This is a genomic window from Streptomyces piniterrae, assembly GCF_005048155.1.
GTDB lineage: Bacteria > Actinomycetota > Actinomycetes > Streptomycetales > Streptomycetaceae > Streptomyces > Streptomyces piniterrae.
Window position 1 is genome coordinate 261,368 of sequence record NZ_SUMB01000002.1, and the last position, 14,628, is coordinate 275,995.

11 protein-coding genes are annotated in these 14,628 nt (G+C 69.6%); 7 read left to right on the plus strand and 4 right to left on the minus strand.

All coding sequences use genetic code 11. From position 1 onward, the window contains the following. The first annotated feature begins 61 nt into the window (after positions 1 to 61). Entirely contained in the window at positions 62 to 1,138 is a 1,077-nt protein-coding gene (locus FCH28_RS05550) for a DUF6745 domain-containing protein (RefSeq protein WP_246102435.1), read from the plus strand. Here the strand turns inward: FCH28_RS05550 and FCH28_RS05555 are convergent. Next, positions 1,114 to 2,118 (minus strand): carbohydrate kinase family protein, encoded by a 1,005-nt coding sequence (locus FCH28_RS05555; RefSeq protein WP_246102437.1) that lies wholly within the window; start codon positions 2,116 to 2,118, stop codon positions 1,114 to 1,116. The two genes, FCH28_RS05550 and FCH28_RS05555, sit on opposite strands and share 25 nt — an antisense overlap. 428 nt (positions 2,119 to 2,546) lie before the next feature. On the opposite strand from FCH28_RS05555, the gene FCH28_RS05560 reads away from it, so the two are divergent. Together FCH28_RS05560 and FCH28_RS05565 are read left to right on the plus strand one after the other, a co-directional pair. Continuing rightward, on the plus strand, positions 2,547 to 3,983 hold the full coding sequence (locus FCH28_RS05560; RefSeq protein ID WP_136738571.1) for an NAD(P)/FAD-dependent oxidoreductase: 1,437 nt from the start codon (positions 2,547 to 2,549) through the stop codon (positions 3,981 to 3,983). A gap of 7 nt (positions 3,984 to 3,990) precedes the next feature. Further along, complete coding sequence (locus tag FCH28_RS05565) at positions 3,991 to 4,857, plus strand: GNAT family N-acetyltransferase (RefSeq protein ID WP_136738572.1); 867 nt, start codon at positions 3,991 to 3,993, stop codon at positions 4,855 to 4,857. 131 nt (positions 4,858 to 4,988) lie between these two features. Here FCH28_RS05565 and FCH28_RS05570 read toward each other — a convergent pair whose 3' ends face one another. Further along, positions 4,989 to 6,077: an endonuclease/exonuclease/phosphatase family protein gene (locus FCH28_RS05570; RefSeq protein ID WP_136738573.1), complete on the minus strand. Its 1,089-nt coding sequence runs from the start codon at positions 6,075 to 6,077 to the stop codon at positions 4,989 to 4,991. Positions 6,078 to 6,547: 470 nt separating this feature from the next. Here FCH28_RS05570 and FCH28_RS05575 point away from each other — a divergent pair, with 470 nt between their 5' ends. Beyond that, a complete protein-coding gene (locus FCH28_RS05575; protein ID WP_169314058.1) occupies positions 6,548 to 7,735 on the plus strand; it encodes an MBL fold metallo-hydrolase in 1,188 nt (395 codons plus the stop codon). Positions 7,736 to 8,205: 470 nt separating this feature from the next. Here FCH28_RS05575 and FCH28_RS05580 read toward each other — a convergent pair whose 3' ends face one another. Together FCH28_RS05580 and FCH28_RS05585 are read right to left on the minus strand one after the other, a co-directional pair. After that, positions 8,206 to 8,799 carry a hypothetical protein gene (locus tag FCH28_RS05580; RefSeq protein ID WP_136738575.1) on the minus strand — a complete coding sequence of 198 codons (594 nt, stop codon included), beginning with the start codon at positions 8,797 to 8,799 and terminating at the stop codon, positions 8,206 to 8,208. A gap of 550 nt (positions 8,800 to 9,349) precedes the next feature. Continuing rightward, on the minus strand, positions 9,350 to 9,565 hold the full coding sequence (locus tag FCH28_RS05585; protein ID WP_136738576.1) for a hypothetical protein: 216 nt from the start codon (positions 9,563 to 9,565) through the stop codon (positions 9,350 to 9,352). Between the two features lie 1,178 nt (positions 9,566 to 10,743). Here FCH28_RS05585 and FCH28_RS05590 point away from each other — a divergent pair. The 3 genes from FCH28_RS05590 (at position 10,744) to FCH28_RS05600 (ending at position 14,626) form a co-directional block, all read left to right on the plus strand. Continuing rightward, positions 10,744 to 11,928 (plus strand): glycosyltransferase family 4 protein, encoded by a 1,185-nt coding sequence (locus FCH28_RS05590; protein ID WP_136738577.1) that lies wholly within the window; start codon positions 10,744 to 10,746, stop codon positions 11,926 to 11,928. Between the two features lie 279 nt (positions 11,929 to 12,207). After that, a complete protein-coding gene (locus FCH28_RS05595; RefSeq protein WP_136738578.1) occupies positions 12,208 to 14,187 on the plus strand; it encodes a sensor histidine kinase in 1,980 nt (659 codons plus the stop codon). Further along, entirely contained in the window at positions 14,177 to 14,626 is a 450-nt protein-coding gene (locus FCH28_RS05600; RefSeq protein ID WP_136738579.1) for a roadblock/LC7 domain-containing protein, read from the plus strand. The genes FCH28_RS05595 and FCH28_RS05600 overlap by 11 nt, the downstream gene beginning before the upstream one ends. Positions 14,627 to 14,628: the final 2 nt, after the last annotated feature.

The following is a 14,628-nucleotide window of genomic DNA, read 5'->3' on the forward strand; positions in this document are numbered from 1 at the left end:
AAGCGGCCGGTGGGCGATAACGAGGGCGTGAGCAAAGATGCGGGTGAACGGGGAGTTGGACATGGAGACGGCTGGGGGAGCGAGGGGCGGGGCCCCGGGCAATGGGGGCGCGGCCGCCGCGGGCGTACGGCCTGCGGAGGTCGAGGAGTGGCGCCGGGTGGCGGCCGCGACCGGTGCGGCGGACCGCGAGGCGGCCGAGGCCGGGGTGCGGATGGCCTATCGCCTCGCGGGGCTCGCGGAGCCGGAGCGGGTGGAGTGGGCCGGTTCGCCGCGGGAGGCGACGGCGCGGGTGCTGGCGTCCTCGCAGGCGGAGCTGGGAGCAAGCGTGCGTGACGCGGTGCGGACCTGTCCTTGGGCGGATGAACGCGCTGCGTTGCACGCCGAGTTGGGCCGCACGGCGTGGGCCGACCGGTGGAGTGTGACCGGCGGCCGCCTGTGGGATACCACTCGCGCACTGGCCGAGCGGATACGGACCGGGGTCGTCGAGGCTCTGGCCGAGACGCCGCAGGACGAGCCGGCGGTGCGGCTGGCGCTGCTGGACGTCGTGCTCGGGCAGCATGACGCGCCCTGGCTGGCGGCGTTCGCGGGGGCGGGCGAACGACTGGCGGGTATCGCGGCGGTGGCACGCAGCGCCGGGTGGTGGTGGCCGTACGAGAAGGTGGCGATCATCACCGAGCGGCCGGTCGAGCTGCATCGCGACGAAGCCGGGCGGCTGGATCGCGGCGACGGCCCCGCCCTCGCCTTCCCCGACGGCTTCGCCCTGCACGCCTGGCGCGGAATGCCGGTCCCGGCGACCTTCCTGGACGGACTCTCCGACCTGACGCCGGACCGCATCCGAAAGGAGGAGAACGCCGAACTCCGCCGGGTCATGCTGGAGTTCTACGGTTACGACCGCTACCTCGAGGAGTCGGGAGCGCAGCCGCTGCACCGCGACGAGACGGGCGTTCTCTGGCGTATCGACCTCGTGGACGACGAGCCGGTGGTGATGGTCGAGGTGGTCAACTCCACGCCCGAGCCGGACGGCACCCGTCGCACGTACTGGCTGCGGGTGCCGCCCAGGACCCGTACGGCGCGGGAAGGCGTCGCATGGACCTTCGGACTGGGAGAGGCGGTCTATGCACCGGTGCGGGAGACCTGATCGCCCGTGCGGGCGGCTGGGACGGTAGTGGTGAGCGTGACGGGGATCGTTGCTGCGGCTCCGGTCGAGTTGAGGGCGTAGCTGAGTTCGTCCGGCTTGATGAGAGCGGTGTGGGTGCCGCGCGCGGTGCACGCGTGGGCTCCGGCGATGGCGCCCAGGCGTGCGCACTCCTCCAGGTCCCGGCCCTCCAGCCGGCCGTAGAGGAAGCCGCAGGTGAAGGCGTCGCCCGCGCCGTTGCTGTCCAGGACGGGGCCGGGCGGGACCGCGGGCGGGATCAGCCGCGGGGTGCGGTCGTCGGGGGTGAGGAGATACGCGCCGCCCGCGGCGGCCGTCGCGATCACCGCCTGGGCACGCCCCTTGCGGAGGATCTCCTGCATCACCGCCCCGATCCGCTCACCCGCCCCGGCCGTGCTGAGGAACACCAGATCGGAGCGGAGCGCGAACTCCCGGTGGTGGGGGGTGGCACCGTTCCAGTCGTGGAGGTCTGTGGAGACGGGTATGCCGAGGGCTTCGATGTCGTCGTACAGATAGCGGGCGAAGTTGGTGATCGACAGATGGACGTGGCGGGCCCGGTGAAGACGGGGCAGGTAGTGCTCGGCGGGCATGCGCAGGTCGAGCGGGTCGCGGGCGTCGTAGAAGGACGTTCGCCGCCCGTCGGGGCCGACGAGGTTGACTGCGCGCCGGGTGCCGTGCGGGGAGATCAGGGGCCAGAAGTCGACGCCGGTGCCGGCAAGTCGCTCACGGATCAGGGTGCCTTGGTGGTCGTTGCCGATGAAATCCAGGAATCCGGTGGTGAGTCCGAGCGTCGCGCAGCCGAGCGCGACTCCGGTGCCCGTGTGTCCCGCCCATTCCTCGATGGGCGGCACTCCGTATGAGTCGGCGGACGGCACGTGAAGTGCGTCGACGCGCACGATGGTGTCCACGCCCGATCCTCCGACGACCAGGACGTCGTACGGCTCATTTTCCTGCTGGAATGTCACAAGCGTCCTTGTATCCCTTGCTGGTGAGACCGCCTGCGGACGTCGCGTCCGCGCAGCCGGATTCTAGACGCAGACCCGGCTCATAACGGGACGTTAGGGACTGGCGTGACGGGAGAGAGGAAACAGCTTCCGAGGAGTTGCGACGGGCTGTCGGCGAGGGGTGATCAGCGGCCGATGGCGAGTGACCGCTGAGCTATCTGAGCCGGATGGCAGGAAGATCGTCGACACGGATGTGAGGCGCACTGAATTCTGAGACCCTTCTGATCAAGTCAGTGATCAATCCAGTGATCAAGTCAGCGCTCGAGTTGGTGATTGAGCGAGTGATCGAGCGAATGGGTCAGTCGGTCATCACGTCGGTGGTCGACTCACCGCTCGAGGCCGGCGAGAGGCGAGGGCGTCAGCGCCCGGCCGACGGGAGCGGAGCGGTAATGGCAGTGCGCGCCGAGGAGGACCACATCGGTGCTGAGCGCGCCGACGCCGACCGGACCGCGATCGTGATCGGTGGCGGACTCGCCGGAATGCTCGCCGTCACCGCCCTGTTGGGGCATGTCGACACCATCACGGTCGTCGAACGCGATCGGTATCCGGCAGGGCACACCTTCCGTAAGGGCGTCCCGCAAGCCCGCCATCTGCACATTCTCCTGAGCGGTGGCCAGCGCGCCCTGGACGCCCTGCTGCCCGGCACGGTCGCCGCGCTGACCGGGGCCGGGGCGCGGAGCATGTATCTGCCGCGCGATCTGCTCACCCGCACCGCCACCGGCTGGGAGCGTCGCTTCGACGAGCGCCGCCACCCCACGCTGTGCATGACCCGCCCCGTCCTGGACGTGGTCGTACGGGAGCACGCACTGCGGGCGGCCGCCGGCTCCGCCACCCGCGTCGACGTCCTGGAGGCCACCGAGGCGATCGGCCTGACCGGCGACGCCCAGCGGGTGACCGGAGTCCGCGTACGGTCCCGGAACGGCGAGCGCGGCGACCCGGCCGAGCGCGTGCTCTCCGCGGCACTCGTCGTGGACGCCTCGGGCCGTGGTTCCCGTGCGCCCCAGTGGTACGCCGAACTCGGCCGGACCGCACCGCACGAGGAGACCGTCGACGCCGGCCTCGCCTACGCCACCCGCATGTACCGCCCCAGCGACCCGGCCGGCGCGCCGGACGCGGGCGTCAACATCCCTGGCTGGCCCGAGTGCCCGCGTGGCGGTGCCTACCTACCGGTCGAGGACGGCAAGTGGCTGCTGACGCTGTCCGGCGTGCGCGGGCACCACCCGCCCACGGACGCGGCGGAGTTCACCGAATTCAGCGCCACGATCGGCGACCCGTATGTCCGCGAACTGCTCGCCCACGCCGAGCCGATCTCGCCGGTGCACGGCTTCCGGGACACGGCCAACCGCCGCCGGCACTTCGAACGCTCCGGTGCCGTTCCCGAGGGGTTCCTCGTTCTGGGCGACGCCAACTGCACCTTCAACCCCGTGTACGGGCAGGGCATGTCGGTCGCGGCGCTCAGCGCGCTGGCGGTCCGCCGCACCCTCGACGCCGACGGCGGCCTGCGCCCCGGAACCGCCGCCGAGGCACAGCGGGCGGTGGCCCGCGCCTCGGACCCCGCCTGGGTCGCCGCGGTCGGCGCGGACCGCCCGTACGCGAGCGGCGATGACACCAAGGCGAGCCTCGGCGAGCGCCTGACCACCTGGTACTTCGACCGGCTGACCGCCCGCGCCGCCATCGACCCCATCGTCGGTGCGACCTTCCGCGACGTCTTCTGCCTCACCGCCCCGCCGTCCCGTCTCGCCGCCCCGCGCATCGTGCTCCGCACCGTCTTCCTGCCCCGTCGACCCGGCCTCCCCACCCCGCCAACCGTCATCGAGAGCGTGTAAACACACCATGACCTGGACAACCACACAGGACCTCGACGCCTTCGAGGCGTCCGCAGGCGCGTTCCTCCGGGCCCGGCCGGCGGAACACACCGTGCTGCTCTCGGTGACGGCCTCCCTGCGCGCGATAGGGGCGGATGCGTACGGGGCCGGCGCGCCGTGGTTCGGATGGTGGCGGAGAGGCGGCGCCGAGACGGTCGGAGCCGCGTTCGTATGGACGCCGCCACGGACCGTACTGCTCTCGCCGATGCCACAGGAGGCGGCGGCGGAATGGGCGGATGAGATGTCGCGGCGACGGCTCGCCGTTCCCGGGGTGAACGCCGGCCGGGCAGCGGCCGAGGCGGCTGCCGCGGCGTGGCAGCGATCCCAAGGCGGCACCGTACGGACCGCGGAGCGCGCCCGGCTCTACCGGCTCGGCGCACTGATACCCCCGGCACCCGCACCACCCGGTGCGGCTCGGCTCGCCACGACGACCGACCGCGACCTCCTGATCGACTGGTTCACCGCCTTCGCCGCCGAGGTCGGCGATCCACCGCCCCGGGACGCCCGCGCCGTCGACGACCGGATCGCCCACGGCCGCTGCACCCTGTGGGAGGTCGACGGGCACCCCGTCGCCATGGCCGGCGTCACCCGTACGCTCTTCGGCACGGCCCGCGTCGCCCCCGTCTACACCCCGCCCGACCTGCGCGGACGCGGCTACGCCGGGGCGGTGACAGCGGCCGTGTCGCGCGCCGCCCAGGCCGCCGATGCCGCCGAGCTGCTGCTCTTCGCGGACCTGGACAACCCCACCAGCAACGCCCTCTACCAGCGTCTCGGCTACCGACCGGTCGAAGATCACCTCGTCCTGGAGTTCGATCCGGAACCGGACCGGCCCTGAAACTGGACCGGCCCTAAGGAGTGTCCGACGGATATCTGCTGGGTCCGCAGCGCCCGACGCCGCAACTGGCCCGCCGGGCGGGTGCTGCATGGCGAACCCGCCGGGACCCCGCCCGTGCCGCCGGGCTGCCTTTACAGGTCGAGTTCGGCGACGATGGCAGCGTGGTCGGAAGCCTGGTTGCCGGGTCCGGTCACTTCTTCGAACGGGGTGCCGAACTCGAAGATCCCACGCCGCTCCACCTCGACCTTGTCCACCTTGGCGAAGAGCTCCGGCGAGAACATCAGGTAGTCGATCTTTTCGCTGGCCGTGCACTTCCCATGGGTGCCGAGCGGGCCCTCGTAACTGTCGTGGGTCATCGCGTCCTTGAGGCTGGTGGCCTCGAGGAATGTGAGCGGCGGGCTGCCCGGGGTGTCATTGAGATCCCCGGCGACTACGACATGGGCCGAGCGCTTGAGCGCGGCCCGGTAGAGCTTGGCGACGCGCTTGCCCTGGAGCTTGCGCTTGTCGGCGCCTCCGCCGCCGCGCTTGCTCTTGAAGTGGTTCCCGAGGAGCCAGAGCGGTTCGCCATCGATGTCGATCTCGAATTCCGGGCAGTCCCGGCTGAAGATGTCCTGGGAACCCTCCTTGTCGAAGATGTGCGAGCGTACGGAGGTGATCGGGCGCCGACTGAACAGCCCCACGTCGATGCCGCGAATGTCGTTGCCGTCGATCAGCATGTTGAACGGATACGGTTCCGCGTCGAACTGGCCCGCCAGCACCTGTTTGTTGAAGCGGTGCAGGGTGAGCCGGTCCTCGACTTCGACGGTCAGCAGTATGTCGGCGTTCACCTCGGCGATCACCCTGGCGGTGTTCTTGACGGCGTCCCAGCTGAGGTCGTCCTTGACCAGTTCGACCCAGCCGACCCAGGCGGACCGTCCCGTGGCCTCGGCCCTGACCTCGATGTTCCTGCCCTCGCCCTTGAGCAGCCGGGCTTGTCCGCGCGTCTCGTTCACCCTGATCGTCTGGGTGGAGATTTCCTGGGAGACATCGACGCTGTGCTTCTTGAGAAGCTCGATGATCTTTGTCTTGTCGTTGTCCGTATACGTGCGGTGATCGAGGATATCGACAAGTTTCCTGAAGTCCGCGAGCACGGCGTCGCGTATAGGGTCGTTTCCGCTACCGAAGACGACGGGCCTCCGGAAGAGGTTTTCGCAGTTGAACGTGGCTATACGGATGCTCATGGCCCCTCCTTACACACATCCGATTTTCCGGCGGCGTGCCAGGGCTGTCGAACGGAGCGGGGCCGCTCCTGGGGGAGCAGCCCCGGGGCCCCAGCCGCGGAGCGGGCCCTCGCAACGGTGGTCCGCCGGCCCGACGGGCGCCATCGGACACCCCCTGGAGCGACGCACCGATGACCGGCACACCGATCGCCGAGGCGCCGTCCGCGCAGGCACCGGTCCACGGAGGGCACCGACCACCGAAGCACCAGAGAGGCACCGCCCCCCCCCCAGTCCCCCACATCGCTCCACCCCGGAGAACTGCCCCCGAGCCGGGAGAAGTCCCCCCACCCCGGAATGCCCCGGCCCGTCGCGCGGTTTGCATCTGCGGGTGATGGTGTGGAAGCGCGGGCGGTGTGTGGCCGCCCGGCGTGCCGGAACCCGCCGTCCGCGCGGTGCGTTCACTGCTCGACTGTCCCGACCATGGAGGTGCCGTGACCGGTTCCCGACCCCGCCGTACCCCGCTGAGCGCCCTGCGTCCCGCGAGTTTCGGCGCCGAGCCCACGGGGGAGCGGCTGGCCAGGATGCGCCGGTCGCCGCAGTTCGTGGACGGCCAGTTCCGCAATCCGAGACAAACCAGACAGCTGCTCCGGGGGGCCGGGCTGCCCATGGCGCGTGCGCAGCTGAGTCGTGAGGGGCGGCTGCGACGGGCACCGGTCGGACGGATCCCGGTGCATCGCCCGACCGCGGCCGAGTGGGGCCGACCGCCGGCCTCCGGGCTGCGGCTCACCTGGATGGGGCATTCCAGCGTGCTCGCCGAGATCGACGGGCAGCGGGTGCTCTTCGACCCGGTCTGGGGCGAGCGCTGTTCGCCGTTCAGCTGGATCGGCCCCAAGCGGATGCACCCCGTCCCGGTCGCGTTGGCGGATCTTCCCCCGGTCGATGTCGTGGTGATCTCGCACGACCATTACGACCACCTCGACATGTCGACGATCCGGAGCCTGACCAGCACCGGAGCGGCCTTCGTCGTGCCGCTGGGCGTCGGCGCCGACCTGGAATTCTGGGGTGTCCCCCCGGCGCGGATCACTGAGCTGGACTGGCACGAGTCGACCAGTGTCGGCGGCCTGACCCTCACGGCCACGCCCGCGCAGCACTTCTGTGGTCGCGGACTGCGCGGTCCGCAGCACACGCTGTGGGCGTCCTGGGTGGTCGCCGGACCCGAGAACCGCATTTACCACAGCGGCGACACGGGTTACTTCCCCGGTTTCGCGGAAATCGGCGCGGAGCACGGCCCGTTCGACGCGACGATGATCCAGATCGGCGCGTACAGCGAATTCTGGCCGGACATCCACATGACGCCGGCTCAGGGCACGCAAGCCCACCTTGACCTGCAAGGACGCACACCCCACGGCGTGCTGATGCCGATCCACTGGGGCACGTTCAACCTCGCCCTGCACCCGTGGGCCGAGCCCGCAGAGTGGACGAAGGACGCGGCAGACGAAGCCGGGCAAGCCGTGGCGTTGCCGCGGCCGGGCGAGCCTTTCGAGCCCACTGGGAAGCTCCCGGTAGAACCCTGGTGGCGAGCAGTGGCTGCCCCCATCGCACGCTCTTGGCGCCGGCCCCAGCCTCTGGCCGTTGCGCAAGAGGTCAGAAGCGATCTCGACTTGGCGAGCGAGAAGTGACGCGGGGCATGGACGACCTCAGCAAGATGGCTCGGATGCCGGGGGTAATGCCGAGTTGAGGAGTGCGGCCGCGTAGCGAAACGGTGGACGGCCCACCTCGCCAGGAGCGCTCGGCGGTGCCCATCAATTCAGGCCACGTGGGCGGCAGAGGGAAAGGCCGGAACTTTCTGTCGCCCCGGCTCGTGGAAAGCGGCGCTGCGCGCCAAGGTGCACAGCGCCGCCAATAGCGAACACTCACTGGAGTGTGACTGTCAGCCGCCGTGGCGTCGCCGGTAGCGACGAGCCGCCCACAGTCCAACGAGAATCCCCGGAACGATGAATCCCCACGCGTTTGCGGTTGCTTCACGCCCGCCGAGGGAAACGATCCAGAGGAATGCCAAGACGGCCGTGCATGCCGCAGACACCGATGCGAACACCGCGAATTCGGTCCACCAGTGGCGAGAGCGATAATTCATATTCGTCATCATCGGCTACTTGGTGATGAAGTGGCACTGCACAGCGCGCCGCGAACCGTTGACGAACAGCTGAGCACACGCCTTCCCGTACTTGGGAAGCTTGCGCTTTCCTACCTTGTACACAGGTACCGTCCCGGTCTTGCATGTCGTGTTCAGTGGACCGCGCACGATCTTGTACGTCTTCCCGGCGGTATTGGCGTAGTGGAATTCCAGGCGAGTGTTGCAGAAACGGGTGGCCAGCACTGCCGGGCCGACACAGTCCACACCTGCGATCTGGCGGTCGATCTTCTTACCGGAACCCTTGACCGAGTGGGTCAAGAAGCAGCCGGTGGGAACGTTGAAGGTGGCTCCGCCGATGGAGTAGCTGAACGAACCGATAGCGGTGGAGCCGGTTGCTGAGCGCAGCATCGGGTTCGGCGCCTTTACCAGTTTCTCGTCTTCAGCGGTGACAGCGTCGCCAGGAATATCGTCTATGACGACGTCGTCAGCGAGTGCCTCGCCCGAGTAGTCGGACGGAATATCCTCTGCCGCTTGGGCCGAGGAGGCGCTAGCAGCGAGGAGTGCCACAGCGGATATGCCGGCCATGGCGACAGCGATGATCTTACGCAATGGGTTTTCCCCCGGGTGTTGCAAGTTGAGCGGCCCCGCGGGACATTACCTTCCGTTTACCAGCGAAATCTAATCGATCTTCTCGGGGTGACGTGATCTTGTGGGCACCATCACATGCCGGGTTGTTGCCGCGTGGCACGCCCTGGAGGAATTCAGAATCCGCAGATCGCGCGGAGCGGGCGCGGCGCGAGCAAGTGCGGATCGCTGGCACAACTCAACGTCGAGGCCCTTGACGCCGTGGCTGAGTGCGTCCGCCTGCGCGACCTCGCGAGCTGCTGTGGGTCGTCGCCGTCCCGCACGCCGAGTACAAGCTCTGACCCACCAGTGAGCACACGAGCGCAGGAAGTGCGGGAGGCGTTGGGTGCCCGGCTTCGTGGGTTCCGTAAGGACGCGGCAAGAGCATCAAGAAGCCCCTCACGCGAATGAGGGGCTTCTGTTTATGTAGCAAGGATGCGCACGAGGAGCAGGTCCTAAGGCTCTTGAGATCGCAAGTGATTCAGTTCCACCAGCGGACCAATGGAATCCATAAAGTCCGCCCAGCGGTGAGTCATTACGACGACGAATCTGCAGTCAATACGCCGAGACTGGTGAGCACCAGCACCATCAAGGTGAGGGAGATGCCGAAGGCGGCGCTTCCCCGAGTGACGCAGGCCGGCGCGCTCGCGCCGTCCAGTCGGGCCAGCAGTCCCGCCGTCATGCCGACCACGATCGCTGCCAGCGCCGCCGCCAGGACGAGCAGCAGCCTGACGCCGAATGACAGTTCCACCTGAACCTCCGCTAGATCACAGTGACTTGATGCACTCAGCGTCTGCGCAGATGGGAGGCCTCGTCTAGGATTCTGGACTATCTCAGAACATCATCGGACTCTCGCAAGACAACGCAGGATTACTCGGGATTCGGGGGGCTGACGTGGGGCGACGGTCGAAGGCGCTGGACCCGGACCTCCCTCTCCATGCCTTCGCCATTGCTCTCCAGAGCCTGCGCGACGAGGCAGGCGATGCTGGACACATGGCAACGACCTGCACCGAGGCCGCAATCAGTCGTGCCACGTACTACGCCATCCTGAACGGCACTCAGCTACCGAACCGCGACACGCTTTCACGGCTTGTTCGGGCCTGGGGGGCGGAGCCGGCGCCTTGGCTGGAACGACGAAGTCGTGCGGAACGAGCACTGGCAGGGCTGAACAACGACTCTGCGGTAATCGCCGAAGAGGCCGGGGAGGAGTCCACTCGTCAGGTCTGGCCTCAGTTGTCACAGGCCACCCTGGCTGGGTTGGAACCGTATCTCCCCACGGATGACAAGGCCTTCGACAGGCTCACCTCGGCCTTCCGCTCGGAACGGGTCACGCTTCTTTCCGCTCCCCACCTGCCTGCACGGTGGCTGGGGGCACTCATGCTGTTCCGACGTACCGGGGTGGCGCCAGTCCACGTTCTCCCCAACGACACTGCGCCGAGTGATCTGATGGGGCGTTTTGAAGGCGAAACACCCTCAGCTCAAGGCTATGTTTTGTGCGACTTGGCCACCAGCGGGCGGGATCCCCTTCGGGAGCGCCAACTGGCCGAGCTTCGCTCACGAATGTTCAAGGGCAACTCGTTCTTGGTGATCACGGTGCCTCGGGACGCGGCTCTGGACGGGGGGATGCAGGCCAGACACTGGCAGCCGCCAGTCTCCCAGGGGGCCTTGGCCGCAGTTGGAGTCCGAACCAAGAGCTCTGGTGCGGGGGTTACGGGGGTTGGGGGTGAGGTTAGGTCCGCGCCGGCGCCCATCTCGGTGCCACCCGCGCCCATCTCGGTGCCGGAGGCCTTTTCCGTGCCGGAGCCCCGTGAGATTACGCCCGTGCCGGCGTCTGTCTCCGCGCCGGCGCCCGAGGTGCCCCAAGCACACGAAGCATGCGAACCACATGAGCCACACGAAGCACGCGAAGCGCGCCCGCCCACCGTCCTCGTGGTCGCCACCGAGTGGTGGTCCCGGCACGGAGGTCTGAGCACCTTCAACCGGGAGCTGTGCCGGGCGCTCGCCGCGGTCGGCGCGCAGGTGTACTGCGTGGTGATCAACGCCACCGACGGCGAGATCGCCGACGCCCAGGCCGGGAACGTCACTCTGCTCTGTCGGCCGGCGACTCCCGGCGTACCGGAATATGCGCAGCTGACCCGCCGTCCGCAACTGCCCAACGGCATCGTCCCCGATCTCGTCATCGGACACGGCCGGATCACCGGACCCGCCGCCGAGGTACTGGTCTCCGACTACTTTCCGGTGGCCAGGCGGCTGCACTTCATCCATACGGCGCCGGACGAAATCGAATGGCACAAGCTCGACCGGGCTCACGACGCCGCCCTGCGCGCGGAGGGCAGGACGGAGGTCGAGCGCCTGCTCGGCGCGGGCGCGCACCGGGTGGTCGTGGTGGGACCCCGGCTGCACAACCGCTTCCTGAGGGAGTTTTCCGGCATGGGGGCTCCGGATCCGTTGCGGATCGACCCGTGGTTCGACACCGCCGATCCGACGCCCCGCACCCCGCCCGCCGGTGCGCCGCTGAACGTCCTCCTCGTCGGGCGGACGGAGGACGCACAGCTCAAGGGACTGGACCTCGCGGCACGGGCATGCGGCAAGGTGGCGGTGTGGCGGGAGAATGCCAGGGTCTCGCCGATCAGCCTGCTGGTCAGGGGAGCGCCCCGGGACGCCGCCACCGACCAGCGCGAACAGCTGCTGTCCTGGGCCGCGAACCCCAGGCTGGATGTCATGGTCCGCCCGCTCTCATCCGACCAGCAACGGCTCGCCGCCGATATGACCCGGTCGAGCCTGGTCATCATGCCGTCCAGGTCCGAGGGTTTCGGACTGGTCGGGGCCGAGGCCATCACCATGGGCGTGCCCACCCTCGTCAGCGAGGCGAGCGGGCTGGCGGACTTCCTGCGCGAGAAGCTCGACGGCGAGACGGCGGCCCGCGTCGTCGTCCCCATGTCGGGCGATGACGACGAGGACACCGCGAGGTGGGCGCGTGCCATCGACGCCGTCATGAACGACCGGCCCAGCGCCTTCCGACGCGCCGCCGAACTGCGCAATGCGCTGGCCGGCAAGGCGACCTGGGCGGATGCCGCCGCGAAGCTGTTGGGCGAGGCGGCCGGCCGGGGTTGAGCGCGGCGCGGCATCGGGCACAGCCGCGGCCTTCCTCGGGGGGCGAGTCGGCCGGGGCGCATGTCGCGTCGCCCGGACGCCCGGCAAGAGTTCCCGTTGGATACGCCAACTCCCTCCGCCTGAACGGGAGTTCGGATTTCTTCGTACTGACGTGCCCGTGACGCCCACTTACGGAGGTGGCGTGGGGTAGCGAAACCCCGAAGACGGTCTGAACCCCACCCCCGCAACAACTAGCGTGCGTGATCCGTGAACTGCCAACGGCCGATCCGGAGGGCGCAGATGCCTACCGCTTTCCCCCTGGGGACGCAGTCATCCCAGGAGGCACACAGGCCCTCGGGGACCCAGGGTTCCCCGGGGGCTGCTCCCGTCCCCACCTCCGCGCGGCGGCGGGAACACGAGGGCGGGCGGCACGGACGGATCTCCTTCCCCGAGTCGGCCGCCGACTCGGCGATACGCTCCCGCCTGGTCCGGCTCGCCGCCGTCCCCTGCCTCCTCGTCGCCGTCACCGGCGCCGCCGTCACCGCCTTCGTCGTCCAGGCCGGCGGCGCCCAGCTGGGCAGCCGCGAATGGGCGGTGCTCTCCGGCGGACTGACGCTGATCTGCGTCATCGTGCTCACCGCGGGCGCCGCCGCCAACTCCGAGGCGCGCGCCACCGTCACCCGCTACGCCCGCCTCCGCCATGTCTGCGCGCGCAGCCAGTCCGACCTCTACGACCTGCTCGACCGGGTACGGCAGGGCGAGTGGACGCCGCACCGCGACCCCGATCCGGAGCTCGTGCCCACCGGCGACACCCTCGACCTGCTCGCGCACGAAGTGGCGGCCGCCGGCCGGGCCGCGGAGGCCGCCGTCATCGACGCGGTCGCCATCGCGCGCAGCAACGCCACCGGCAGCGAGCAGAAGGTCGAGGTCTTCGTGAACCTCGCCCGCCGCCTGCAGTCCCTGGTGCACCGTGAGATCGAACTGCTCGACGAGCTGGAGAACCAGGTCGAGGACCCCGACCTGCTCAAGGGCCTCTTCCACATCGACCACCTGGCCACCCGTATCCGCCGGCACGCCGAGAACCTCGCCGTCCTCGGCGGCGCCATCTCGCGCCGCCAGTGGAGCCGCCCGGTCAGCATGACCGAGGTGCTGCGCTCCTCCATCGCCGAGGTCGAGCAGTATCCGCGGGTCAAGCTGGTCCCGCCGATCGAGGGCACGCTGCGCGGCCACGCCGTCGCCGACGTCATCCACCTGCTCGCCGAACTCGTCGAGAACGCCTCGATCTACTCGGCCCCGCAGACCAATGTCCTGCTGCGCGCCCAACTGGTCACCGCCGGTCTCGCCGTCGAGGTCGAGGACCGCGGTCTGGGAATGTCCGCGGAAGAGCAGACGCAGATGAACGCGCTGCTGGCCGACCCCGAACACATCGATGTCGCCGAGCTGCTGAGCGACGGGCGGATCGGTCTGTTCGTGGTCTCCTCGCTCGCCCGCCGGCACGGCATCGTGGTGAAGCTGCAGAGCAACATCTACGGCGGTGTGCAGGCCGTCCTGGTCCTCCCGCAGGAGCTGCTCGGCGCGGAATCGAGCCGGGCGGCCGCCGCCCGCACCGGGTCCCCGGACAGCGACCCGGCACGCGAGCACGACGACGGCCACGACGACTGGCCGGACGACTGGCAGGACCTTTGTGCCGAGCCGGGCAGCGGCAGCCGGGACTCCGTCCCCGGCCCCGACGCCGACCGAGCCCTCGAAGCACCGCGTCGCGGCCACGACCACCAGTCGGTCACCTCCCGCGCCGAGAGCAGCCGCGCCGGCGACGTCGACGGCGAGCACGGCTCCGGCACCACACACAGCCGAGCCGTCCCCGCCCGCGACAGCGTGACCGGCCGCGACGACGGCCCCGCCGACCCCGGCCCGGTCGTGCTGCCGCCCCCGCCCGCCCCGCTGGACAACTCCATCCGCCCGCGGCTGCCGCGCCGCCGCAAGCAGGAGCATCTCGTCCCCGAGCTGCGCGGCGAGCCGATCCTGCCGTCCGCCACCCGCCGTACGGAGCCGGAGCCCATGGCCGACCCCGGCCTGATGGCCGCGTTCCAGCGCGGCTTCGGCCTCGCCGACGAGACCTACAAGGCCCGCCGCCGCTCCCAGAACACCCCCGGCGACAACGGCAACGCCGCAGGCCAGGGCGACCGCGGCAGTGCCGGCGGCGCCGAGCCGTTCTACGACCGTGACCACGACGCCCCGATGACCCGCCCCCGAGGAGACGACCCCAACCATGGTGAGTGATGTGCACGCGCAGCCGCATGCGCCGCTGCAGCGAGGTCAGAACACCGATCTGTCCTGGCTGCTGACCGGACTCGTGCAGCGCGTCCCGCATGCCCGCAGCGCGCTCCTGTTGTCATCCGACGGCCTGGTGAAGGCCGCCGACGGCTTCGACCCCGACAGCGCCGACCACATGGCGGCACTGTCCTCCGGGCTCTACTCGCTCGCCCGCAGCACTAGCGCGCGCTTCGGGGAGGGCGACAAAGTCCTCCAGGTCGTCGTCGAGCTGGAGTCCATGTTCCTGTTCGTCTCGTCCGCCGGGTCCGGCGCCTGCCTGGCCGTGCTGGCCGGCCGCGAGGCCGATGTCGCCGTACTGGCCTACGAGATGGGCATGCTGGTCAAGAGCGTACGGCCGTATCTGTCCACCCCCGCACGCCAGCAGGCGCAGGCGGGCGGCCACTGAAC